Origin of the sequence: Pseudomonas moorei (genome assembly GCF_042846945.1) — a bacterium.
In the GTDB taxonomy this organism is placed as follows: Bacteria; Pseudomonadota; Gammaproteobacteria; order Pseudomonadales; family Pseudomonadaceae; genus Aquipseudomonas; species Aquipseudomonas moorei.
On sequence record NZ_AP035776.1, the window covers coordinates 2,205,329 to 2,229,300 of the forward strand.

Annotated in this window: 18 protein-coding genes; 9 read left to right on the forward strand and 9 right to left on the reverse strand. The window is 59.7% G+C overall.

The features are described 5' to 3' along the window. Nucleotides 1–103 precede the first annotated feature (103 nt). The 9 genes from ACGJAX_RS10170 to ACGJAX_RS10210 all read right to left on the reverse strand — a co-directional run bounded on the left by ACGJAX_RS10170 (nt 104) and on the right by ACGJAX_RS10210 (nt 12,083). Entirely contained in the window at nt 104–1,084 is a 981-nt protein-coding gene (locus ACGJAX_RS10170; protein ID WP_247256019.1) for a peptide ABC transporter ATP-binding protein, read from the reverse strand. Then, on the reverse strand, nt 1,084–2,052 hold the full coding sequence (locus tag ACGJAX_RS10175; protein ID WP_047537600.1) for an ABC transporter ATP-binding protein: 969 nt from the start codon (nt 2,050–2,052) through the stop codon (nt 1,084–1,086). Before ACGJAX_RS10175 ends, ACGJAX_RS10170 begins: the two co-directional genes overlap by 1 nt. 10 nt (nt 2,053–2,062) lie before the next feature. Continuing rightward, nucleotides 2,063–2,989, reverse strand: a complete 927-nt coding sequence (locus ACGJAX_RS10180; protein WP_090316022.1) for an ABC transporter permease subunit — start codon at nt 2,987–2,989, stop codon at nt 2,063–2,065. 11 nt (nt 2,990–3,000) lie between these two features. Next, nucleotides 3,001–4,011, reverse strand: a complete 1,011-nt coding sequence (locus ACGJAX_RS10185; protein ID WP_090316025.1) for an ABC transporter permease subunit — start codon at nt 4,009–4,011, stop codon at nt 3,001–3,003. Nucleotides 4,012–4,084: 73 nt separating this feature from the next. Then, on the reverse strand, nt 4,085–5,680 hold the full coding sequence (locus tag ACGJAX_RS10190; protein ID WP_390958712.1) for an ABC transporter substrate-binding protein: 1,596 nt from the start codon (nt 5,678–5,680) through the stop codon (nt 4,085–4,087). A gap of 77 nt (nt 5,681–5,757) precedes the next feature. Next, nucleotides 5,758–7,191 (reverse strand): OprD family outer membrane porin, encoded by a 1,434-nt coding sequence (locus ACGJAX_RS10195; protein WP_390958714.1) that lies wholly within the window; start codon nt 7,189–7,191, stop codon nt 5,758–5,760. 172 nt (nt 7,192–7,363) lie between these two features. Beyond that, a complete protein-coding gene (locus ACGJAX_RS10200) occupies nt 7,364–8,965 on the reverse strand; it encodes an ABC transporter substrate-binding protein (protein ID WP_090316034.1) in 1,602 nt (533 codons plus the stop codon). Between the two features lie 304 nt (nt 8,966–9,269). Further along, nucleotides 9,270–10,895 carry an ABC transporter substrate-binding protein gene (locus ACGJAX_RS10205; RefSeq protein WP_090316037.1) on the reverse strand — a complete coding sequence of 542 codons (1,626 nt, stop codon included), beginning with the start codon at nt 10,893–10,895 and terminating at the stop codon, nt 9,270–9,272. Between the two features lie 471 nt (nt 10,896–11,366). Beyond that, on the reverse strand, nt 11,367–12,083 hold the full coding sequence (locus ACGJAX_RS10210; RefSeq protein ID WP_247256015.1) for an SIMPL domain-containing protein: 717 nt from the start codon (nt 12,081–12,083) through the stop codon (nt 11,367–11,369). Nucleotides 12,084–12,386: 303 nt separating this feature from the next. Between ACGJAX_RS10210 and ACGJAX_RS10215 the strand changes: the two genes are divergently transcribed. The 9 genes from ACGJAX_RS10215 to ACGJAX_RS10255 all read left to right on the forward strand — a co-directional run bounded on the left by ACGJAX_RS10215 (nt 12,387) and on the right by ACGJAX_RS10255 (nt 23,962). After that, nucleotides 12,387–13,649, forward strand: a complete 1,263-nt coding sequence (locus ACGJAX_RS10215) for an ATP-binding protein (RefSeq protein ID WP_090316043.1) — start codon at nt 12,387–12,389, stop codon at nt 13,647–13,649. Then, nucleotides 13,642–14,202 carry a response regulator transcription factor gene (locus ACGJAX_RS10220; RefSeq protein WP_047537624.1) on the forward strand — a complete coding sequence of 187 codons (561 nt, stop codon included), beginning with the start codon at nt 13,642–13,644 and terminating at the stop codon, nt 14,200–14,202. The genes ACGJAX_RS10215 and ACGJAX_RS10220 overlap by 8 nt, the downstream gene beginning before the upstream one ends. A gap of 97 nt (nt 14,203–14,299) precedes the next feature. Further along, a complete protein-coding gene (locus tag ACGJAX_RS10225) occupies nt 14,300–16,027 on the forward strand; it encodes an ABC transporter ATP-binding protein/permease (protein WP_090316046.1) in 1,728 nt (575 codons plus the stop codon). Between the two features lie 118 nt (nt 16,028–16,145). Continuing rightward, the gene (locus ACGJAX_RS10230) at nt 16,146–16,895 is read left to right on the forward strand and encodes a FadR/GntR family transcriptional regulator (protein WP_174552465.1); all 750 of its coding nucleotides are present in this window, start codon (nt 16,146–16,148) and stop codon (nt 16,893–16,895) included. Nucleotides 16,896–17,304: 409 nt separating this feature from the next. After that, entirely contained in the window at nt 17,305–18,216 is a 912-nt protein-coding gene (gene kdgD / locus ACGJAX_RS10235; protein ID WP_247256014.1) for a 5-dehydro-4-deoxyglucarate dehydratase, read from the forward strand. A gap of 75 nt (nt 18,217–18,291) precedes the next feature. Then, complete coding sequence (locus ACGJAX_RS10240; RefSeq protein ID WP_390958719.1) at nt 18,292–19,737, forward strand: aldehyde dehydrogenase family protein; 1,446 nt, start codon at nt 18,292–18,294, stop codon at nt 19,735–19,737. 165 nt (nt 19,738–19,902) lie between these two features. Then, a complete protein-coding gene (locus tag ACGJAX_RS10245) occupies nt 19,903–21,270 on the forward strand; it encodes a D-galactonate transporter (RefSeq protein WP_390958721.1) in 1,368 nt (455 codons plus the stop codon). Nucleotides 21,271–21,281: 11 nt separating this feature from the next. Then, complete coding sequence (garD, locus tag ACGJAX_RS10250) at nt 21,282–22,835, forward strand: galactarate dehydratase (protein ID WP_390958723.1); 1,554 nt, start codon at nt 21,282–21,284, stop codon at nt 22,833–22,835. A gap of 185 nt (nt 22,836–23,020) precedes the next feature. Further along, complete coding sequence (locus ACGJAX_RS10255; RefSeq protein WP_248914330.1) at nt 23,021–23,962, forward strand: AEC family transporter; 942 nt, start codon at nt 23,021–23,023, stop codon at nt 23,960–23,962. Nucleotides 23,963–23,972 lie beyond the last annotated feature (10 nt).

Below are 23,972 nucleotides of genomic sequence, written 5' to 3' on the forward strand. Positions count from 1 at the left end.
CTCAATCCCTGTGGGAGCGAGCCTGCTCGCGATAGCGGTGTATCAGTCGATAAAAATACTGACTGAAAGGCCGTCATCGCGAGCAGGCTCGCGCCTACAGTTTTTATGCCGCGCCGTCGAGGAATTGCTCGGCGTAGTGGCAAGCCACCTGACGACTGTCCAGCAGGCGCAGGGCCGGCTCTTCAGTTTTGCAACGCTCGGTGGCGTATGGGCAACGCTTGTGGAACGCGCAGCCGGGCGGCGGGTTCAGCGGGTTGGGCAGTTCGCCGACGATCTTGATCTTCGGCTTGTCCGGATCCGGGTGAATGGTTGGCGTCGCCGACAATAGCGCCTGGGTGTAGGGATGCAGAGGACGGGTGTAGATGTCCTCTTTCGGACCCATTTCCACCGGACGACCGAGGTACATCACCATCACGTGATCGGCGACGTGGCGCACCACCGCCAGGTTGTGGGAGATGAACACGTAGGCGGTGTTGAACTCTTGCTGCAGGTCCATGAACAGGTTCAGCACCTGGGCCTGGATCGATACGTCCAGCGCCGAGGTCGGTTCGTCCGCCACCAGCACTTTCGGTTGCAGCATCATGGCGCGGGCGAGGGCGATCCGCTGGCGCTGACCGCCGGAGAACATGTGCGGATAGCGCTGGTAGTGCTCGGGGCGCAAACCCACCTGCTTCATCATCGCCTGGACTTTCTCGCGACGTTCGGTGGCCGACAGGTTGGTGTTGATCAGCAGCGGCTCGGCCAGTTGATCACCGATTTTCTGCCGTGGGTTCAGCGAGGCGTACGGGCTCTGGAACACCATCTGCACGTCTTTGCGCAGTTGCTTGCGCTGGGCCTTGTCGGCGCCGGCCACTTCCTGGCCGGCGATTTTCAAGGAGCCCGAGGACGGCTCTTCGATCAGTGTCAGGGCACGGGCCAGGGTGGACTTGCCGCAACCGGACTCGCCTACGACGGCGAGGGTCTTGCCGGCTTCCAGCTCAAACGACACACCGTTGAGGGCGCGAACGGTGGCGTGACCCTTGAACAGGCCACGGGACACTTCGTAGTGACGGGTCAGGTCGCGGGCGGTAAGAACGACGGCCATTACGCCACCTCCTGGTTCAGCGGGTAGAAGCAGCGGGCGAGGCTGTTGCTTTTCGGGTCAAGGGTCGGACGCTGCGCACGGCAGTTGTCCTGCACATACGGGCAGCGCGGCGACAGCAGGCAGCCCTGCGGACGGTCATAACGACCGGGCACGATGCCCGGCAGGGTCGACAGGCGCGAGGCCCCCAGACTGTGTTCCGGGATCGCCTTGAGCAGCGCTTCGCTGTACGGGTGCGCCGGGATATCGAACAACTGGGGCACCTGGCCGACTTCGACCGCTTGACCGGCGTACATCACGCACACGCGCTGAGCGGTTTCGGCCACGACCGCGAGGTCATGGGTGATCAGTACCAGGCCCATGTTCTGCTCTTTCTGCAACGCCAGCAGCAGGTCCATGATCTGCGCCTGAATCGTTACGTCCAAGGCCGTGGTCGGTTCGTCGGCGATCAGCAGTTTCGGTTCGCCGGCAATGGCCATGGCGATGGCAACACGCTGGCTCATACCGCCGGACAGTTGATGCGGGTAGGCGTCCATACGACTGGCAGCACCCGGGATTTCAACTTTTTCCAGCAGTTCGATGGCACGCTTGCGCGCGGCCTTGCCGGACATTTTCAGGTGCAGGCGCAGCACTTCTTCGATCTGGAAACCGACGGTGTAGCTAGGGTTCAGCGCGGTCATCGGGTCCTGGAAGACCATGGCCAGGTCTTTGCCGACGATTTGCCGACGCTGACGGTTGCTGAGCTTGAGCATGTTCTTGCCATCGAAATTCAGGGCGTCGGCGGTGACGATCCCCGGATGCTCGATCAGGCCCATCAGCGCCATCATGGTCACGGACTTGCCGGAACCCGATTCGCCAACGATGGCCAGGACTTCGCCCTTGTCCACTTTCAGGTCGAGGCCATCGACCACGGGAACGGCGTTCTTGTCGCCAAAGCGAACGTTGAGATTCTTGATTTCTAACAGGGACATTGGAATCTCCTCAGGCGGCGTTCTTGAGTTTCGGGTCCAGCGCATCGCGCAGGCCGTCACCCATCAAGTTGATTGCCAGCACGCTGAGCAAAATGGTCAAACCAGGCAGGCTGACGACCCACCAGGCGCGTTCGATGTAGTCGCGGGCCGAGGCCAGCATGGTGCCCCACTCAGGGGTTGGCGGTTGTACGCCAAGGCCGAGGAAGCCCAGTGCGGCGGCATCGAGAATCGCCGAGGAGAAGCTCAGGGTCGCCTGAACGATCAGTGGCGCCATGCAGTTGGGCAGCACGGTCACGAACATCAGGCGCGGCAGGCCGGCACCGGCCAGGCGCGCGGCGGTCACGTAGTCGCGGTTCAGTTCGCCCATCACCGCAGCACGGGTCAGACGAACGTAGGACGGCAGGGACACCACGGCGATGGCGATCACGGTGTTGATCAGGCCTGGGCCGAGGATGGCGACGATCGCCACGGCCAGCAGCAGGGACGGCAAGGCCAGCATGATGTCCATCAGACGCATGATGGTCGGGCCGACCACGCGCGGGAAGAACCCGGCGAACAGACCCAGCAGGATCCCCGGGATCAGCGACATGACAACCGACGACAGGCCGATCAGCAAGGACAGGCGCGAACCCTGGATCAGGCGCGACAGCAGGTCACGACCCAGTTCATCGGTACCGAGCAGGAACTGCATCTGCCCACCTTCCAGCCAGGCCGGCGGGGTCAGCAGGAAGTCGCGATATTGCTCGCTCGGGTTATGCGGCGCGACCCACGGGGCGAAGATGGCGCAGAAAATCACCAGCAGCATGAACAGCAGGCCGGCAACGGCACCTTTGTTCTTGGAAAACGCTTGCCAGAATTCTTTGTACGGCGACGGGTACAGCAGGCTTTGATCCGCGGCGGAGGCGGTGGCGGCTACTGAGGAAGTTGGAGTGCTCATGGGTATTGACCTCAGCGCTGATGACGGATGCGTGGGTTGGCAAAGCCGTAGAGGATGTCCACTACGAAGTTGACCAGAATCACCAGGCAGGCGATTAACAGGATGCCGTTTTGCACAACCGGGTAGTCCCGGGCGCCAATGGCTTCGATCAGCCATTTACCGATGCCCGGCCAGGAGAAGATGGTTTCGGTCAGGACCGCACCGGCCAACAGGGTGCCGACTTGCAGGCCGACCACGGTCAGCACCGGAATCAGCGCGTTACGCAGACCGTGCACGAACACCACGCGCGATGGCGACAGGCCTTTGGCGCGGGCGGTACGGATGTAGTCCTCACGCAGTACTTCGAGCATCGACGAGCGGGTCATCCGCGCGATCACCGCCAGCGGGATCGTGCCGAGCACGATGGCCGGCAGAATCAGGTGATGCAGGGCGTCGAAGAAGGCGCTGACGTCATCGGCCAGCAAGGTATCGATGAGCATGAAACCGGTGCGCGGCTCGATGTCGTACAGCAGGTCGATCCGCCCGGATACCGGGGTCCAGCCCAGGGAGACCGAGAAGAACATGATCAGGATCAGGCCCCACCAGAAGATCGGCATCGAGTATCCCGCGAGCGAGACACCCATGACCCCATGATCGAACAGGGACCCTCGCTTGAGTGCCGCGATCACCCCGGCCAGAAGGCCCAGGATGCCGGCGAACAACAGGGCGGCCATGGACAGCTCCAGGGTCGCGGGGAAGAGAGAGGTGAACTCGGTCCAGACGCTTTCACGGGTACGCAGGGATTCCCCGAGATCGCCGTGAGCCAGTTTGCCGATGTAATCCAGGTACTGGGCATACAGGGGTTTGTTCAGACCTAGGCGTTCCATTGCCTGAGCGTGCATTTCCGGGTCGACTCTGCGTTCGCCCATCATGACTTCCACGGGGTCGCCAGGGATCATGCGAATCAACGCGAAAGTCAGCAAGGTGATGCCGAAGAACGTGGGGATCAGTAACCCCAGTCGGCGGGCAATAAAACTAAACATCGTGTGGTGTACCTCATCAGCCGGTTAGGCGTGCCCGGCATGCCTGGGTTCAGGAATGCCGGGAGTTTCTTATCTACTTCACCTGGGTGGTGGCGAAGTTATTCGTGGTGAGCGGGCTAATGTGATAACCCTCTACTTTGTTGCGCATTGCTGTGAACATTCTAGTGTGCGCCATGCTGATCCATGGCTGGTCCTGATTAAAAATAACCTGAGCCTGTTCGTACAAGGCTGCACGCTCGGCCGGGTCGGTCTTTTCTCGGGCCTGGTCAATCAGTGCCTGGAACTTGTCATTGCACCAGCGGGCGTAGTTTTCGCCGTTCTTCGCGGCTTCGCAACTGAGCATAGGCGTCAGGAAGTTATCCGGGTCGCCGTTATCGCCCGCCCATCCGGCGGAAACCATGTCGTGTTCGCCGTTTTTGGCGCGCTTGAGCATTTCCCCCCATTCCATCACGCGGATGTCGATCTTGATCCCGACCTTGGCCAGGTCAGCCTGCATCATCTGCGCGCCGAGCATCGGGTTCGGGTTGGTCGGGCCGCCACCGTTGCGGGTGAACAGGGTGAATGTCGTGCCTTCCGGTACGCCGGCTTCCTTGAGCAGGGCGCGAGCCTTGTCCAGATCGTGGGCCGGGTTCTTCAGGCTGTGGTTGTAGCCCAGCAGGGTGTCCGGGTAAGGGTTGACCGCCGCTGTCGCATTGCCTTTGCCGAACAGGGCGTTGACATAGGCTTCCTTGTCGAAGGCAATGTCGATGGCTTTACGTACGCGCACGTCACTCAGGTATTTGTGCGTGGTGTTCATGGCGACGTACGAAACGGTCATGGCGTTCAGTTCGTCGACTTTCAGGTTCGGGTCTTTCTTGATGCTCGGGATGTCATCCGGCTTCGGATACAGCGCGACCTGACACTCGTTGGCCTTGAGTTTCTGCAGGCGTACGTTGTTGTCGGTGGCGATGGCCAGGATCAGCGCCTCGGCTGGCGGCTTGCCACGGAAGTAGTCCGGGTTGGCCTTGAAGCGAACCTGGGCGTCCTTGTTGTAGCGCTGGAAGACGAACGGGCCGGTGCCCACTGGTTTGTTGTTCAGGTCGCCGGTCTTGTTGGCCTTGAGCAACTGGTCGGCGTACTCGGAGGAGTAGATCGACGAGAAGGCCATGGCGATGTCGGCCAGGAACGGCGCTTCACGGCGGGTCAGGGTGAACTTGACCGTGTTGTCGTCGATTTTTTCGACGCTTTTGAGCAGTTCCTTGAAGCCCATGCTTTCAAAGTACGGGAAGCCCACGCTCGACAGTTTGTGCCATGGGTGATTCGGGTCCAGTTGACGCTGGAAGCTCCAGACCACGTCGTCGGCATTCATGTCGCGGGTCGGCTTGAAGTATTCGGTGGTGTGAAACTTGACGCCTTTGCGCAGGTGGAACGTGTAGCTCAGGCCGTCTTCACTGATGTCCCAGGATTCGGCCAGTGCCGGAATCACTTCGGTGGTGCCGGGCTTGAAGTCAGCCAGGCGATTGAAGATGGTCTCGGCCACTGCATCGGCGGTGACTGCAGTTGTGTACTGGACCATGTCGAAGCCTTCGGGGCTGGCTTCGGTGCAGACGACCAGGGGTTTGGCCGACACACCAACCGCGACACTCAGCAACGCGGCGGCGATGGCCGCACGTAGGGGAAGCATTTTCATCAAGAACCCTCTGCAATCGGTTGATCAGGAAAACCCGATGGCCGGCTCCTCACGAGCCAGCCGTCGGGTAGGCGTGTTTACAGAATGTTGAACGGAACGGTGGTCACGAGACGGAACTCGTTGATGCTGCCGTCAGCCTGGTTTTCGCTGGCACGGTGAGCGGTGTAGGTCGCGCGTACGGTGGTGGCCTTCAGCGGACCGCTTTGTACGGCGTAGGAAGCACCGATGCCGTATTCGTAATGGGTTTCGCCGTCCATCGACTGAATGCCGTCGTAACCTTTGCCCGCTACACCACCGTTGCCGGTGTAGTGAGTGCCGTCGATGCCCCAGCCGCGAGCCTGGTAGATGTTGAACTTCAGGCCTGGCACGCCGTATTCGGCCATGTTCAGACCGTAGGCAATCTGGAACGATTTTTCGTTCGGGCCGTTGAAGTCCGACAGCAGGGAGTTGGCCAGGTAGATGCCGTTGGTTTCATGCAGGTAGTCGAAGTACTCGTTACCGTTCACTTCCTGATACGAGAAGGTCAGGCTATGGGCCTGGTGGGTCAGACCCAGCGACAGGGAGTAGGTGTCGTTGTCGATTTTGCCGATCAACGCCTTACCTTCTTCCTTGGTCTTGTAGTAGTTCAGGCCGGTGGTCAGGCTCAGGTCCTGGCTATCGCCCAGCACGTGGGTGGCGCCGAAGTAGTACTGGTTCCAGATGTCTTCGGCCTGGGTGGCCCAGAGGCTGGTGGTCAGGCTGGCAAACGGGGTGTAGGTGAGACCGCCGGTGTAGACGTGGTCGGTTTCAACGATGCCGTTGGCGTATTCGGTGCGGAATTTACGCTGGCTTTCTTCGGTACGCGGTGAGTTGCGATCGAACGTGGCCAGGTCGAAAGTCAGGTTTTTCAGCTCTTCGCTGTGAATCGCCACACCTTCGAAACTCGAAGGCAGCGCACGGTTGCCGATTACGTCGACCATCGGGCTGCTGAAGTTCATGCGGCCAGCGGTCAGGGTGGTGTTGGAGACACGGGCCTTGACGTTGGCCAGGCCCATTTTGCTCCACTGGCCTTGAGCGTCGCCGCCTTCGGTGGTCAGGGTACGGTTGTTACCCGCGCCTGGACGAGTGCCCGGTGCGCCGCCGTTGTTGGAGGCCAGGTCCTTGCGGTCACGATCCAGTGCGATGGCGTTGTAGGCCGCCACTTCAGTGCTGAAACCGACAGTGCCTTCGGTGAAGCCCGAGTTGTACTTGACGATGGTGCCCTGAACCCAGTTGATCCGGCGGTCGGTCGGGGTCGAAACGCCATCCTTCTTGTACTGGAACTTGCCACCGCGTTGCAGTTGCTCGTTGGCGTACCAGTTACGGGTAGTGCCGCTAATCGACTGGCCTTCAACAAAACCAGTGGCTTCGCTTTGAGCACTTTTCTCATTCACAGTAACCGGGGTGTACGCCTGGCTCTGGGTTTCTGCGTAAGCCGTGGCGGTTACGCTGCTGATGGCCAAGGCCAGTATCGCGGTGCTGCTCAGTTTCATGGGTAAAGCTCCTTACTTTCTTTTTTTATGCCGTTCTTTTTTGATGAATCGGCTATTGCTTTGGAACTCATTGCACGCATCGCAAACGTTTGCTGTACGCCTTATGGGCGAATTACGGCAACACGCTGGCGTGAGGGCGACATGCGCCCCCGGCGTTTTCAACTACACGGTTTTATTTATCGATGCTGACACCCGAGAACACGTTGCGACCGAACGGGCTCACCTTGAACCCTTCGATTTTGGCGCTCAACGGCTGGTTGACCGTCGAGTGAGCGATAGGCGTGATCGGCACTTGCTGCTTGAGCAACTGCTGCGCCTGTTTGTAAAGCACGGTGCGCTGGCCTTGATCGGTCACGACCTTGGCCTGCTTGATCAGCTTGTCGTAAGCCGGATCGCACCACATGGAATAGTTGTTGCCGCCAATGGCATCGCAGCTGTACAGCGTGCCCAGCCAGTTGTCCGGGTCACCGTTGTCACCCGTCCAGCCGATCAGGCTGATGTCGTGCTCGCCATTCTTGGTGCGCTTGATGTACTCGCCCCACTCATAGCTGACGATCTTGACCTTGAGACCGATCTTCGCCCAGTCAGCCTGGAGCATTTCGGCCATCAACTTGGCGTTGGGGTTGTACGGACGCTGGACCGGCATGGCCCAGAGGGTGATTTCGGTGCCTTCTTTCACACCGGCCGCCTTGAGCAATTCCTTGGCTTTTTCCGGGTTGTAGGCGACGTCCTTGATGGTGTCGTCGTAGGACCATTGGGTCGGCGGCATGGCGTTGACGGCCAGTTGCCCTGCGCCCTGGTAAACGGCGTTGAGAATGCCTTGCTTGTTGACCGCCATGTCCAGCGCCTGGCGCACTTCAAGCTGGTCGAACGGTTTGTGGCGCACGTTGTAGGCGATGTAGCCGAGGTTGAAGCCAGGCTTCTCGATCAGTTGCAGCTTCGGATCGTTTTTCAGCGCGGCGACGTCGGCAGGGCGCGGGTGCAAGGTGATCTGGCACTCGTTGGCCTTGAGCTTCTGCACGCGTACCGACGCATCGGTGTTGATGGCGAAAATCAGGTTGTCGAGCTTGACCCGGCTCGGGTCCCAGTAGTGCTTGTTGCCGGTGTAGCGGATGTTCGAGTCTTTCTGGTAGCTCTTGAACACGAACGGCCCGGTGCCGATCGGCTTCTGGTTGATGTCGCTCGGCTTGCCTTCGGCCAGCAGCTTGTCGGCGTACTCGGCGGAGAGAATAGAGGCAAAACTCATCGCGATGTTCTGGATGAACGCGGCGTCGACGCTGTTGAGCGTCATGACTACGGTCAGCGGCCCGGTCTTTTCGACCTTGGCAATGTTCTTGTTCAGGCTCATGCCGTTGAAATACGGAAATTCGGTCGGGTAAGCCTTACGGAAAGGGTGTTGCGGATCGAGCATTCGATTGAATGTGAACAACACGTCATCAGCGTTGAAGTCGCGAGTCGGTGTGAAGTACTTGGTTGTATGAAATTTCACACCAGGACGAAGGTGGAATGTGTATTTGAGGCCGTCCTCGGAAATATCCCAACTGGTGGCCAGGCCCGGTACGACATTGGTCGCGCCTTTTTCAAACTCTGCCAGACGGTTGTACAGCGGCTCGGCGGCGTCATTATCGGTCGCGGTCGTGTACTGCGCGGTATCGAAGCCAGCGGGGCTGCCTTCGGAGCAGAACACCAGGCTGTTGTTGGCAGCCTGGCTCATGGAAGTGGCGGCCAACAGGCCGGTGCCCAGCAAGGCGGATAAAACCAAGGTATGGCGCATAACGCTCCCTCTCGTTCAGTGTTTTGACAATGAGCCTTCGTCCCGTCCGGGGACGTGGAGGCGTCACTGATTTCAAGCCATGACGTGCAGCCGAAAACCGATGGCCCACGCATGAACTGGTCAGATCCCGACGGTATGGGCCGTGGGTCTGGCAGTAAATGCGTAGAGCCTGAAAGACTCGTAGGAAAAGACGACGCGTCCTAACGGACTGCTGTAGTCAGCAGACGATTTGGATGTAGGCAGATTCCTGCTTTCTCGGAAGATAAAGCGATGGCGACGTCAAAAACGTCGCCATCGCCGAACCTTATTTGCTGACGCTGACACCGTAGAAGGAGTTCAAGCCAAACGGGCTGATCTTGAAGTCCTGCACTTCGGCGCGCATGGGTTGGAACACCGTCGAGTGAGCGATAGGTGTCATTGGAGTCTGATCTTTGAGGATGTGTTGCGCCTGTTTGTACAGTTCGGTGCGCTTGGCCTGATCCGAGGTGCGCTTGGCTTGCTTGACGATGTCGTCAAACGGCTTGTAGCACCACTTGGAGAAGTTGTTGCCTTCCAGCGAGTCGCAACCGAACAGCACGTTCAGCCAGTTGTCCGGATCACCATTGTCACCGCTCCAGCCAATCAGCATTGCCTGGTTCTCGCCACCTTTGGAGCGCTTGATGTACTCGCCCCACTCGTAGCTCTGGATCTTGACCTTGAGGCCGATCTTGGACCAGTCGGACTGCAGCATTTCTGCCATCAGTTTGGCGTTCGGGTTGTATGGACGCTGTACCGGCATCGCCCAGAGCACGATTTCGGTGCCCTCTTTGACGCCCGCTTCCTTGAGCAGCTCTTTGGCTTTCTCAGGGTTGTACGGCGCATCCTTGATGGTGGTGTCGTAGGACCACTGGGTCGGCGGCATGGCGTTGACGGCCAATTGACCGGCACCCTGGTACACGGAGTCGATGATCTGTTGCTTGTTGACCGCCATGTCCAGTGCTTGACGCACTTTCAGTTGAGCCAGCGGGTTTGGCTGATCACTGCCCTTGATCTTGTCCATGACGTTGTAGGCGATGTAACCCAGGTTGAAACCCGCCTGGTCAGGCAGCTTCAGGGTCTTGTCTTCGCGCAGCGCCTTCAGGTCGGCCGGACGCGGGAACAGCGTGACCTGGCACTCGTTTTTCTTCAGCTTCTGAATGCGTACCGACGGGTCGGTGGTGATGGCGAAGATCAGGTTGTCGATCTTGACGTCTTCAGGCTTCCAGTAGTCCTTGTTCCCGGTGTAGCGGATATTGGAGTCTTTCTGGTAGCTCTTGAACACGAACGGACCAGTGCCGACCGGCTTCTGGTTGATGTCGGCGGCCTTGCCTTCCTTGAGCAGCTGGGCAGCGTACTCGGCGGACTGGATCGAGGCGAAGCTCATGGCCATGTTCTGGATGAACGCGGCATCGACGTCTTTGAGGGTGAACTTGACGGTGTGGTCGTCGACTTTATCGATCTTGGTGATGTTGGTATCCATCCCCATGTCGGTGAAGTACGGGAATTCGGTCGGGTACGCTTTGCGGAACGGGTCATCCTTGTTAATCATGCGATTAAAGGTGAACAGCACGTCGTCGGCGTTGAACTCACGAGTCGGCTTGAAGTACGGGGTTGTATGGAACTTGACACCTTCACGCAGGTGGAAGGTGTAAGTCAGGCCGTCTTCGGAGACATCCCACTTGGTCGCCAGCCCAGGAACTACGGCGGTGCCGCCGCGCTCGAACTGGGTCAGACGGTTAAACATGGTTTCTGCAGAGGCGTCGAAGTCGGTTCCGGTGGTGTATTGACCCGGATCGAAACCGGCCGGGCTCCCTTCGGAGCAGAACACCAGGTTAGTCGCAGCTTGGGCGAAAGGTGCGGCAGCGAGTAAGCCGGCACCTAATAGAAACGGAATGACCGCGTGTTTAAGCATGGTGGCCTCATGATTTGTTGTCATTTTTTGATTTTGAGGACGACCTCGTGAGTCGTGCCTGCGGATACTTATGCAGGGGCCATACCCAATGCAAGATCCAGAGCGACTACAGGCGTTAAACAGTGGCACGAACGTACCTTAATGTCGCATTGGTATAAATTTTGACGCATTTGACCGTTTGCGCAGTATTTTTACCTCACAAACCGTGCCCTTTTTCGGTGCATTTTAAATCTCTGAATGCTCCCGGTTGGGGCGGGTGTTACTTATATATACCCCGGACCTGGGGTGGGTATGGCCCAAGTGCGACTGGTTATAGTTACTCCAACGTTAGCGGATGATCTTGAGTTGTACCTCGGTGCAACCAGCGATGTCGCGCTGTTTGCCTATTCATTTATAGCTCACTTGTAAAAGCTGTCCGAAAAAAAACGGCGATCACCGAAGTGGTCGCCGTTTTGCGTGCCGTTTATCGAATCAAGGCATCAGCACTTCAATCGAGCCATCGGCGGTCATGCTGACCTGGCTGGTTCCGGCTTCAACATCCGGCGTCACCGGCGCCGCATCCATGGCTGCCGCTTTCATCATCATCGGGGCGCGCATATAGGGTTGCGGGTAGCCGTTGCTGTTGAGGTTCAGGTTGACGATTTTGTAGCCTTTGCCACCCAGCGCGTCGGTGGCCAATTGGGCGCGGGCCTTGAACGCAGTCACGGCTTCCTTGAGCAGGGCGTCTTCACTGGCCTTGCGGGTTGGCGTGGCGATGGCGAAGTCCATGCCGCCCATTTTCAAATCGGTGAGCAGTTCGCCGGTGAGTTTCGACAGTGCGGCGAAGTCCGAGCTTTCCAGGCGCAGCTCGGCGCGTTCACGCCAGCCCGTGATTTTTTGACCCTTGGTGTCATAAATCGGGTAGCTGTTGCGGCTGCCCTGGCGCAGGGTAATGTCTTTGACCTGCTTGGCCTGGGCCAGCGCCTTGTTCATGGTGGTGCTGACGTCGGCGGCGAGTTTGGCCGGGTCGCTGTTTTGTTCTTCGGTGTAGAGCGTCACGATCATCAGGTCGCGAGCCACTTCCTGACTGACTTCGGCGCGCAGGGAAATCTGGTTGTAATGAAGCTCATCGGCCGCCAGGGCCGGGAGGCTGGCGATCGTGCCAATGCTCAGGGCGAGAAGGGCGGCGCTGCGGCGGAATGTGTGCATGAAGGCTCCTTGGGTGATGCGCAGGGGTGTGTTCCGGGCCTGCGTGAAACCATCAGACTCTAGCCGCTACGATCCGGTTCGCACAGTTACAACTTCTATACAGATACACATGCCCCATGTAAGCGAGCCTGCTCGCGATGAACCTGAGAGCACCGAGGGGTGCCAGGTTTCCAGCGTCATCGTTGACGACCATCGCGAGCAGGCTCGCTCCTGCATGTGGCCGTTTGCCGCACTTTTGCCTGTCAGCCCCCGTGCTTGGTTATACTCCCTGCGATCCGCCTGGAGCGCTCATCAGGAGAGCTCATGCTCGCCCCCGTTCAAATCACCTCCGCAACTCGCCAGAATCTCTGGCGGCTGACGTTCATCCGCACTTTGGTGCTGGCCGCCCAAGCCGGCTCGGTGGGCCTGGCCTACTGGCTTCAATTGCTGCCGCTGCCCTGGTTCCAGCTGGCGGCGACCCTCGGTTGCTCAATGTTGTTGTGTACGTTCACGGCGATTCGCCTGCGTACCTCATGGCCGGTGACAGAACTCGAATACGCCGTGCAACTGGCCTGCGACCTGTTTATCCACAGTGCCTTGCTGTACTTCTCGGGTGGCTCGACCAACCCGTTCGTGTCCTATTACCTGGTGCCACTGACCATCGCGGCGGTGACCTTGCCGTGGCGTTATTCGGTGATCCTGTCCGGTATCGCGTTGACCATGTACACCCTGTTGCTGGCGCGCTTTTATCCATTGCAAACCTTCCCGATCGCTCGGGAAAACCTGCAGGTGTACGGGATGTGGCTGAGTTTTGCCCTCGCCGCGGCGGTGATCACTTTCTTCGCCGCGCGCATGGCCGAAGAATTGCGTCGCCAGGAAGAACTGCGCGCCATTCGCCGGGAAGAAGGGCTGCGTGATCAGCAATTGCTGGCCGTGGCCACCCAGGCAGCCGGTGCCGCCCATGAACTGGGCACCCCACTGGCGACCATGAGCGTGTTGCTCAAGGAGATGCGTCAAGACCACCACGACCCGATGTTGCAGGACGACCTCAGCGTGTTGCAGGATCAGGTCAAGCTGTGCAAGGAAACCTTGCAGCAGCTTGTTCGGGCGGCGGAAGCCAATCGCCGCCTGGCGGTGGAAATGCAGGACGTGACCGACTGGCTCGACGAGGCGCTCAATCGCTGGCATCTGATGCGTCCCGAGGCCAGCTATCGCTTCCAGCGCCTGGGTCAGGGCGAAGTGCCGCGCATGGCACCCCCCCCGGACTTGACCCAGGCCCTGCTGAATTTGCTCAACAATGCAGCGGATGCCTGCCCCGAAGGCCTGCAAGTGACGCTGGACTGGGATGCGGAAAACCTGACGATCAGCATCCGCGACCACGGCGCCGGGGTGCCGTTGGCCATTGCCGAGCAGATCGGCAAGCCGTTTTTTACCACCAAGGGCAAAGGCTTCGGCCTGGGCCTGTTTTTGAGCAAGGCCAGCGTGACACGCGCGGGCGGCTCAGTGAAACTCTACAGTCATGAGGAAGGCGGCACGCTCACCGAGCTGCGCCTGCCCCGTGTCGCCCGAGGAGACCAACATGAGTGACGAAATCCAAGTCGAAGGCGAAGAGCTGCCGCATTTGCTGCTGGTCGATGACGATGCAACATTTACCCGCGTCATGGCCCGCGCCATGGCTCGCCGTGGTTTTCGCGTCAGCACCGCCGGTTCCGCCGAAGAAGGCCTCGCGATGGCCCAGGCCGATCTGCCGGATTACGCCGCTCTGGACCTGAAAATGGACGGTGACTCGGGCCTGGTGCTGTTGCCCAAGTTGCTGGAAATGGACCCGGAAATGCGCGTGGTGATCCTCACCGGTTACTCGAGCATCGCCACCGCCGTCGAGGCGATCAAGCGCGGCGCCTGCAACTACCTGTGCAAACCGGCGGATGCCGATGACGTATTGGCGGCGCTGCTGTCCGAACACGCCGACCTCGACAGCCTGGTGCCGGAGAACCCGATGTCGGTCGACCGTCTGCAATGGGAGCACATCCAGCGCGTGTTGACCGAACACGAAGGCAACATTTCCGCAACGGCCCGCGCCCTTGGCATGCACCGTCGCACGCTGCAGCGCAAATTGCAGAAGCGCCCCGTTCGTCGCTGAACCTGTGCTGAATGAATGCCGGCCGCTCCTCGCGACAAATCGAACCGATCATCTATGATCGGTTCGAGCATGTTCTTTTCTTTATCGAGCCTTTTTCATGAATCAGAACGCTGAATATTCCGCGGTCAACGATGCGGTGCGCGGGCAGTTTTTTCGCAAAGTGTGGGCGATGACCACGCCTTACTGGCGTAGCGAGGAGAAGGGCAAGGCCTGGACATTGCTGATCGCCGTGATTGCACTCTCGCTGATCAGCGTCGGGATCTCGGTGTGGTTCAACACTTGGTACAAGGATTTCTATAACGCCCTGCAGAAGAAGGATGAGGCGTCGTTCTGGACCCTGATTCTGTATTTCTGCGCCATTGCCGCCGTGGCGATCATCGGTGCGGTGTACCGCCTTTACCTGACCCAGATGCTGACCATTCGCTGGCGGGCCTGGCTCACCGAAAAGTATTTCGCCCGCTGGCTCGGCGACAAAAATTACTATCGGCTGGAGCAGGGCGGTTACACCGATAACCCGGACCAGCGGATATCGGAAGACCTCAATAACTTCACCTCAAACACCCTGAGCCTGGGCCTAGGGCTGATTCGTAACATCGTCAGCCTGGTGTCGTTTTCGATCATCCTGTGGGGCGTATCGGGCAGCATTGAAGTGCTCGGTTTCACCATTCCCGGCTACATGTTCTGGTGCGTGCTGGTGTATGCCGCGGTCGGCAGTTGGCTGACGCATTTGATCGGTCGTCGTTTGATCGGCCTGAACAACCAACAACAACGCTTCGAAGCCGACCTGCGTTTCTCCATGGTCCGGGTTCGTGAAAATGCCGAAAGCATTGCGTTATACAACGGCGAACCCAACGAAAACCGCCGCCTGAGCGGTCGTTTCGGGATGGTTTGGCATAACTTCTGGGACATCATGAAGGTGTCCAAGCGCCTGACGTTCTTCACTTCCGGTTACACCCAGATAGCGATCATCTTTCCGTTCATGGTTGCCGCGCCGCGTTACTTCTCCGGCAAGATCGAGCTCGGTGAACTGATGCAAATCAGCTCGGCTTTCGGCAACGTTCAGGAGAGTTTCAGCTGGTTTATCAGTGCGTACCAGGACCTCGCCTCATGGCGCGCCACCTGTGATCGTTTGTTGAGCTTCCGTCAGGCCATGGCCGACAACGAAGAGCGTGTCCCGGCCATCGACGTGCAGAATCAAGGGGACGCATTGCGGGTGCACAACCTCGGCCTTGATCTTGCTGACGGTCGCCACCTGCTGACCAATGCCGAGATGAATGTGGAGGAGGGCGAGCGTGTGATGCTCAGCGGTCGCTCCGGCAGCGGCAAGTCGACCTTGCTGCGGGCGATGGGGCATTTGTGGCCGGCGGGCCACGGCAGTATCCGCCTGCCGGCGGCGCGTTACCTGTTCCTGCCGCAAAAACCCTACCTGCCGATTGGCACGTTGCGTGAGGCGCTGAGTTATCCACAGGCCGGCGATACCTACCCGAACGAGCGCTACGTGCACGTACTGGAAACTTGCCGCCTGCCCCATCTGGTCGCTCGGCTTGATGAAGCCAATCACTGGCAGCGCCTGCTGTCGCCCGGTGAGCAGCAGCGCCTGGCCTTTGCCCGCGCCCTGATTTATGCGCCGCAATGGTTGTACATGGACGAAGCGACCTCGGCGATGGATGAAGAGGATGAAGCATCGCTGTATCAGGCCCTCATCGACGAGTTGCCGGGACTGAGCATCATCAGCGTCGGCCATCGCAGCAGCCTCAAGCGTTTCCATCCACGGCACATTCGTATCGAGAATGGCCACCTGGTGGACCAGGCCGTGACCGCATAAACACCACACGTCCTGCAGGAGCAAGCCTGCTCGCTCCTGCACAGGGGGATGGGTGATCGTACAACCGCGTTGAGCTATGATGCGGTTTCAACCGAATTTTTCGAGACAGATGTTCACCATGGAAAACCCGAACGACGCACCACGCCTCCCTCGCAAGCGCCGCAGTCTCGCGCAGGAGCTGGTGACGGTGCTGTCCGAGCAGATCCGCGACGGTCACCTCAAGCGTGGTGACAAGTTACCCACCGAGTCGGCGATCATGGATGCCCATGGCGTCAGCCGCACCGTGGTGCGCGAGGCGATTTCCCGTCTGCAGGCGGCGGGGCAGGTGGAAACCCGTCACGGTATCGGCACCTTCGTCCTCGATACCCCGAGCCCGAGCGGTTTTCGCATTGATCCGGCGACAGTAGTGACCTTGCGTGATGTGCTGGCCATTCTGGAGCTGCGCATCAGTCTGGAGGTGGAGTCCGCCGGGCTGGCAGCACAGCGCCGTACCCCCGAGCAGTTGGCGTTGATGCGCGCGGCACTGGATGCCTTGAATGAAAGCGTCTCCCACGCCGGCGATGCGGTGGCCTCGGACTTCCAGTTCCACCTGCAAATTGCTCTGTCGACCGGCAACCGCTACTTCACGGACATCATGACCCACCTGGGCACCAGCATCATTCCGCGCACCCGCCTCAATTCCGCGCGACTGGCCCATGACGACCAGCAGCACTACATGAATCGCCTGAGCCGCGAGCACGAAGAAATCTACGATGCGATTGCCCGCCAGGATTCCGATGCGGCCCGTGCCGCCATGCGCCTGCACCTGACCAACAGCCGTGAACGGTTGCGTCATGCCCATGAAGAGGCTGAGGCGCAGCGGGGGTAGTCTTACGGCTTCGGGCGACTCATCCGTCTGGTAAGCCGTCATCGCGAGCAGGCTCGCTCCCACAGTTGATTGCGAATGTTCACCGATTTTTGTGTGCGCAGGCGATCCCCTGTGGGAGCGAGCCTGCTCGCGATTGGGTCGCAAGCACGCCGCATTTTTTAGCCAGTCGCTGACGAATCTTCCGACAACATATCTCCTATGCTGTGAGTCGGTCGCGCATTCCATTTCTCCTCTTGACGCCGAAAGGCCCTTAAACGCGGGCTTGTTACCCTTCTTGTCGAACAATTTTCACCCGCAGCGATGAAATGCAGTTGACGGTTATTTTTTAAGTTGTACGATGACCTACAACTCGGCGAAAGCTGAACGGTTTTCCTCACACACAAACGTCGTTACCCAGGGTGTTCGAATAATGAATCCACAAGAACTGAAGTCCATCCTCTCCTCCGGCCTGTTGTCTTTCCCGGTCACCGATTTCAATGCTCAGGGCGACTTCCATCGCGCTGGCTACATCAAACGTCTTGAATGGCTGGCCCCATACGGCGCCTCGGCTCTGTTCGCCGCAGGCGGCACCGGTGAGTTCTTCTCGCTGGCGGCCAGCGAGTATTCGGAAATCATCAAGACGGCCGTCGACACCTGCGCCTCCAGCGTACCGATCCTGGCCGGTGTTGGCGGTTCGACCCGTCAAGCCATCGAATACGCACAAGAAGCCGAGCGCCTGGGTGCCAAAGGCTTGTTGCTGCTGCCGCACTACCTGACCGAAGCCAGCCAGGACGGCGTTGCCGCTCACGTTGAAGCCGTGTGCAAATCGGTCAACATCGGTGTCGTGGTTTACAACCGCAACGTTTGCCGCCTGAACGCGCCGCTGCTGGAACGTCTGGCCGAGCGCTGCCCGAACCTGATCGGCTACAAGGATGGCTTGGGTGATATCGAGTTGATGGTGTCGATCCGTCGCCGCCTCGGCGACCGTTTCAGCTACCTGGGCGGCTTGCCGACCGCCGAAGTCTACGCGGCTGCCTACAAGGCTTTGGGCGTGCCGGTCTACTCCTCGGCGGTGTTCAACTTCATCCCGAAAACCGCGATGGACTTCTACCACGCGATCGCTCGTGACGATCACGCCACCGTTGGCAAGATCATCGACGACTTCTTCCTGCCGTACCTGGACATCCGTAACCGCAAGGCCGGTTACGCCGTGAGCATCGTCAAGGCCGGGGCAAAAATTGCCGGGTACGACGCAGGTCCGGTGCGTGCGCCGCTGACCGATCTGACGGGCGAAGAGTTCGAAATGCTCGCCGCGCTGATCGACAAGCAGGGCGCGCAGTAACACATCTGATTTAACGGGGCCGCTGAGCATTCAGCGGCCTTTTGCGTGAGATCTTTTTGTTTCGAGGGCAGTCCCGTGGCAAATGCAAAGCGTTTCGACAACTACATCAACGGCGAATGGGTCGCGGCCAGCGATTACTCGACCAACATCAACCCGTCCGAGCTGAGCGATGCCATCGGCGACTACGCCAAGGCTGACCTGGCCCAGGTCCATGCCGCCATCGATGCTGCCCGTGCCGCGTTTCCGTCGTGGTCCACTTCCGGCATTCAGGCGCGTCACGATTCCCTGGATAAAGTCGGCACGGAAATTCTCGCTCGTCGCGAAGAGCTCGGCACCCTGCTGGCTCGGGAAGAGGGCAAGACCCTGCCCGAAGCCATTGGCGAAGTGACCCGCGCCGGCAACATTTTCAAGTTCTTCGCCGGTGAATGCCTGCGCCTGTCGGGCGACTACCTGCCGTCGGTGCGTCCGGGCGTCAACGTTGAAGTCACTCGCGAAGCATTGGGTGTGGTCGGCCTGATCACCCCGTGGAACTTCCCGATTGCCATCCCGTCGTGGAAAATCGCCCCGGCCCTGGCCTACGGCAATTGCGTTGTGCTCAAGCCTGCGGACCTGGTGCCCGGTTGCGCCTGGGCCCTGGCGGAAATCATCTCCCGCGCAGGCTTCCCCGCCGGCGTGTTCAACCTGGTGATGGGCAGCGGCCGCGTAGTCGGCGATGCACTGGTCCACAGCCCGAAAGTCGACGGCATCAGCTTCACCGGTTCCGTGGGTGTCGGTCGTCAGATCGCTGTCAGCTGCGTATCGCGCCAGGCCAAGGTCCAGCTGGAAATGGGCGGCAAGAACCCGCAGATCATTCTCGATGACGCCGACCTCAAGCAAGCGGTCGAGCTGTCGGTGCAGAGCGCGTTCTACTCCACCGGCCAGCGTTGCACTGCATCGAGCCGCTTCATCGTCACCGCCGGTATCCACGACAAGTTCGTCGAAGCCATGGCCGAGCGCATGAAGTCGATCAAGGTCGGCCACGCCTTGAAATCGGGAACCGACATTGGTCCGGTGGTTTCGCAAGCCCAGCTTGAACAGGACATGAAGTACATCGACATCGGCCAGTCCGAAGGTGCGCGTCTGGTCAGCGGCGGTGGTTTGGTGACCTGCGACACCGAGGGCTACTTCCTCGCGCCAACCCTGTTTGCCGACAGCGAAGCCGCGATGCGCATCAGCCGTGAAGAAATCTTCGGCCCGGTGGCCAACGTGGTTCGCGTCGCTGATTATGAGGCGGCACTGGCCATGGCCAACGACACCGAATTCGGCCTGTCGGCGGGCATCGCCACCACTTCGTTGAAGTACGCCAACCACTTCAAGCGCCACTCCCAGGCCGGGATGGTGATGGTCAACCTGCCGACCGCTGGCGTGGATTACCACGTTCCGTTCGGTGGGCGTAAAGGTTCGTCCTATGGCTCGCGTGAGCAAGGGCGCTATGCGCAAGAGTTCTACACGGTCGTGAAGACCAGTTACATCGGCTCATAACGCAATACCCCTTTAGGAGCGAGCTTGCTCGCGATGGTCTCCGGGACGCGACGCACAACCTGATACCCCGCGTCATCGTTGGCCACCATCGCGAGCAGGCACGCTCCTACAGGGACCGTACCCGTTTCACCCGCGCATAAAAATAATCAGTGGGAGTACATCTACATGCCATCGACCAAGCCGACTCACGTCCGCTATTTGATCTTGCTCATGCTGTTCCTGGTGACCACGATCAACTACGCCGACCGCGCTACCATCGCCATTGCCGGCTCCAGCCTGCAAAAAGACCTCGGCATCGACGCGGTCACCCTCGGCTATATCTTCTCTGCATTCGGTTGGGCCTACGTGGCCGGGCAAATTCCCGGTGGCTGGTTGCTGGACCGTTTCGGCTCGAAAAAAATCTATGCCTTGAGCATCTTCACCTGGTCGCTGTTCACCGTCCTGCAGGGCTATGTCGGTGAGTTCGGCATGTCCACGGCAATCGTGGCGCTGTTCATGCTGCGCTTCCTGGTGGGCCTGGCCGAAGCGCCATCCTTCCCTGGCAACGCTCGCATCGTGGCGGCCTGGTTCCCGACCGCTGAACGCGGTACGGCATCGGCGATCTTCAACTCCGCGCAATACTTCGCCACGGTGCTGTTCGCGCCGCTCATGGGCTGGATCGTCTACACCTTTGGCTGGCAGCACGTGTTTGTCGTGATGGGCAGCATCGGCATCGTGTTCTCGCTGATCTGGCTGAAAGTTATCCACAGCCCGCGCCAGCACCCGATGATCAACGACGCCGAGTTCAAGCACATTGCCGAGAACGGCGGCATGGTCGACATGGATCAGGACAAAGGCAAAGGCAAAAAGGTCGACGGGCCAAAGTGGGACTACATTCGCCAGCTGTTGACCAACCGCATGATGCTCGGTGTTTACCTGGGGCAATACTGCATCAATGGCATCACTTACTTCTTCCTGACCTGGTTCCCGGTGTACCTGGTGCAGGAGCGCGGCATGACCATCCTCAAGGCCGGTTTCATTGCCTCGTTGCCGGCGATCTGCGGCTTCATCGGTGGCGTGCTCGGCGGGGTTATTTCCGACTACCTGCTGCGCAAGGGCCACTCCCTGACGTTCGCCCGCAAGGCGCCGATCATTGCCGGCCTGCTGGTTTCCAGCAGTATCGTGGCGTGTAACTACGTCGACATCGAATGGATGGTCGTGGGCTTCATGGCGCTGGCGTTCTTCGGCAAGGGTGTGGGCGCGCTGGGCTGGGCGGTGGTCTCCGATACTTCACCGAAACAGATCGCCGGTTTGAGCGGTGGCCTGTTCAACATGTTTGGCAACCTCGCCTCGATCACTACCCCGATCGTGATCGGTTACATCATCAGTTCGACCGGATCGTTCAAGTGGGCATTGGTGTTTGTCGGTTGCAACGCATTGGTTGCGGTGTTCAGCTATCTGGTCATCGTCGGTCCGATTAAACGCGTGGTACTCAAAGAACCACCGATGGGCGGTCCTGAAATGAATAACAAATTGTCTCAAGCGCATTCCTGAGGAGCGGCGTCATGCAGTTGATTGAACATTCCGACTCGCCGCGCTACATCCGCCTGCACGAGCGGGACAACGTAGTGATCGTGGTCAACGATCAGGGCGTGCCGGCCGGCACCGAGTTTGCCGATGGCCTGGTCACCGTGGATTTCGTGCCACAGAGCCACAAGGTGACCCTGGAAGATATTCCCGAGGGTGGCCAGGTGATTCGTTACGGCCAGACCATTGGCTACGCCTTGCAGCCGATCCCGCGCGGCAGCTGGGTCAAGGAAGACCAACTGCGCATGCCCACCGCGCCGCCGCTGGACAGCCTGCCGCTGTCCACCGAAGTGCCGGCCGCGCAAGCGCCGCTGGAGGGGTTTACCTTCGAGGGTTATCGCAACGCCGACGGTACGGTTGGCACGCGTAACATTCTCGGCATCACGACCACGGTGCAGTGCGTCACCGGCGTGCTGGACCATGCGGTCAAGCGCATCAAGGACGAACTGCTGCCCAAGTACCCGAACGTCGATGACGTGGTGGCGCTGACTCACAGTTACGGCTGCGGCGTTGCGATCACCGCCACCGATGCCTACATCCCGATTCGCACCGTGCGCAATCTGGCGCGCAACCCGAACCTGGGTGGCGAGGCGTTGGTGATCAGCCTGGGCTGCGAGAAGTTGCAGGCCGGGCAGGTGATGCACGAGAACGACAGTTCGGTGGATTTGAGCGAGCCCTGGTTGTATCGCCTGCAGGACTCCAGCCACGGTTTTACCGAGATGATCGAGCAGATCATGGCGCTGGCCGAAACCCGTTTGAAGAAGCTCGATCAGCGCCGTCGGGAAACCGTGCCGGCGTCCGAACTGATCCTGGGCATGCAATGCGGCGGCAGTGATGCGTTCTCCGGGATCACCGCTAACCCGGCCCTGGGCTACGCCTCGGACTTGCTGCTGCGTGCGGGGGCGACGGTGATGTTCTCCGAAGTCACCGAAGTGCGCGACGCGATCTACTTGCTGACCTCGCGCGCGCAAACCAGGGAAGTCGCTCAGGAACTGGTTCGGGAAATGGACTGGTATGACCGTTACCTGGCCAAGGGGGAAGCGGATCGCAGCGCCAACACCACGCCGGGCAACAAGAAGGGCGGTTTGTCGAACATTGTCGAGAAATCCCTGGGCTCGATCGTCAAATCCGGCAGCAGCGCGATTACTGGGGTGCTCGGCCCTGGCGAGCGTTTCAAGGACAAAGGCCTGATCTTCTGCGCAACGCCGGCCAGCGACTTTGTCTGCGGGACGTTGCAGCTGGCGGCGGGTATGAACCTGCACGTGTTCACCACCGGTCGTGGCACACCTTATGGATTGGCCATGGCGCCCGTGGTGAAGGTATCGACCCGGACTGAACTGGCGCAGCGCTGGCCAGATCTGATCGACATCGACGCCGGGCGAATCGCCACCGGACGCGCCTCCATCGAAGAGCTGGGCTGGGAGTTGTTCCACTACTACCTGGACGTGGCCAGTGGCAAGAAGCAGACGTGGGCCGAAAAGCACAAGCTGCATAACGACATCACCTTGTTCAATCCGGCGCCGATTACCTGAGATCGCGTTGCCTGCATCGCTGGCAAGCCAGCTCCCACAGGAATCTTCTGCGTTGCATAAGACGTATGAACACCGAGGAACCTGTGGGAACTGGCTTGCCAGCGATAGCGTTCTACCAGACGCCGAGGGACTTGCTGGCTTATCATTAGCCCCCTAACGACGCCCACCTCAAGGTCCACTCCGGCATGCTGGCCATTTTCCTCGAAACCCTGAATATCACCGCCCCGGTGTTCGCCATGCTGTTTCTGGGGGTGCTGCTCAAGCGCATCAATTGGATCAACGATAACTTCATCCACACTGCGTCGGCGCTGGTGTTCAACGTCAGCATGCCGGCGTTGCTGTTTCTCGGCATCCTGCATGCCGACCTGCACGCCGCGCTGCAGCCGGCGCTGCTCATCTACTTCTCCCTCGCCACCCTGGTGGGCTTTGCCATCGCCTGGGGCTGGGCGATATTCAAGTGCCCGCGCGAAGACCGCGGGATCTACACCCAGGGTGCTTTTCGCGGTAACAACGGGGTCATTGGCCTGGCGCTGGCGGCGAGCATGTACGGCGATTACGGCATTTCCCTGGGGGCGATTCTCGCGGCGCTGGTGATCCTGTTCTACAACACGCTGTCGACCATCGTGCTGGCTGTCTATAGCCCGGTGATCAAGTCCGATCCGTGGAGCATTTGCAAAAGCGTGTTCAGCAATCCGCTGATCATCAGCGTGATCTCGGCGGCACCTTTTGCCTACTTCAAGATCGGGTTGCCGGGATGGCTGGAAACCTCCGGCCAGTACCTGGCGCAGACCACCCTGCCGTTGGCGTTGATCTGCATTGGCGGCACGCTGTCGCTGGCGGCAATGCGCAAGAGCGGTTCGATGGCGCTGAGTTCAAGCCTGGTGAAGATGCTCGGCCTGCCGATACTGGCGACATTCGGCGCGTGGCTCTGGGGTTTTCGTGGCGCCGAGCTGGGGATTCTGTTCCTGTACTTCGGCAGCCCGACGGCGGCGGCCAGTTTTGTCATGGCCCGTGCGGCCAATGGCAATCATGAACTGGCGGCGGCGATCATCGTCATCACCACGCTGATGGCGGCGGTCACCACCAACATCGGGATCTTTTTGTTGCAGTGGGGTGGGTGGATCTAGTCGCTGAAGA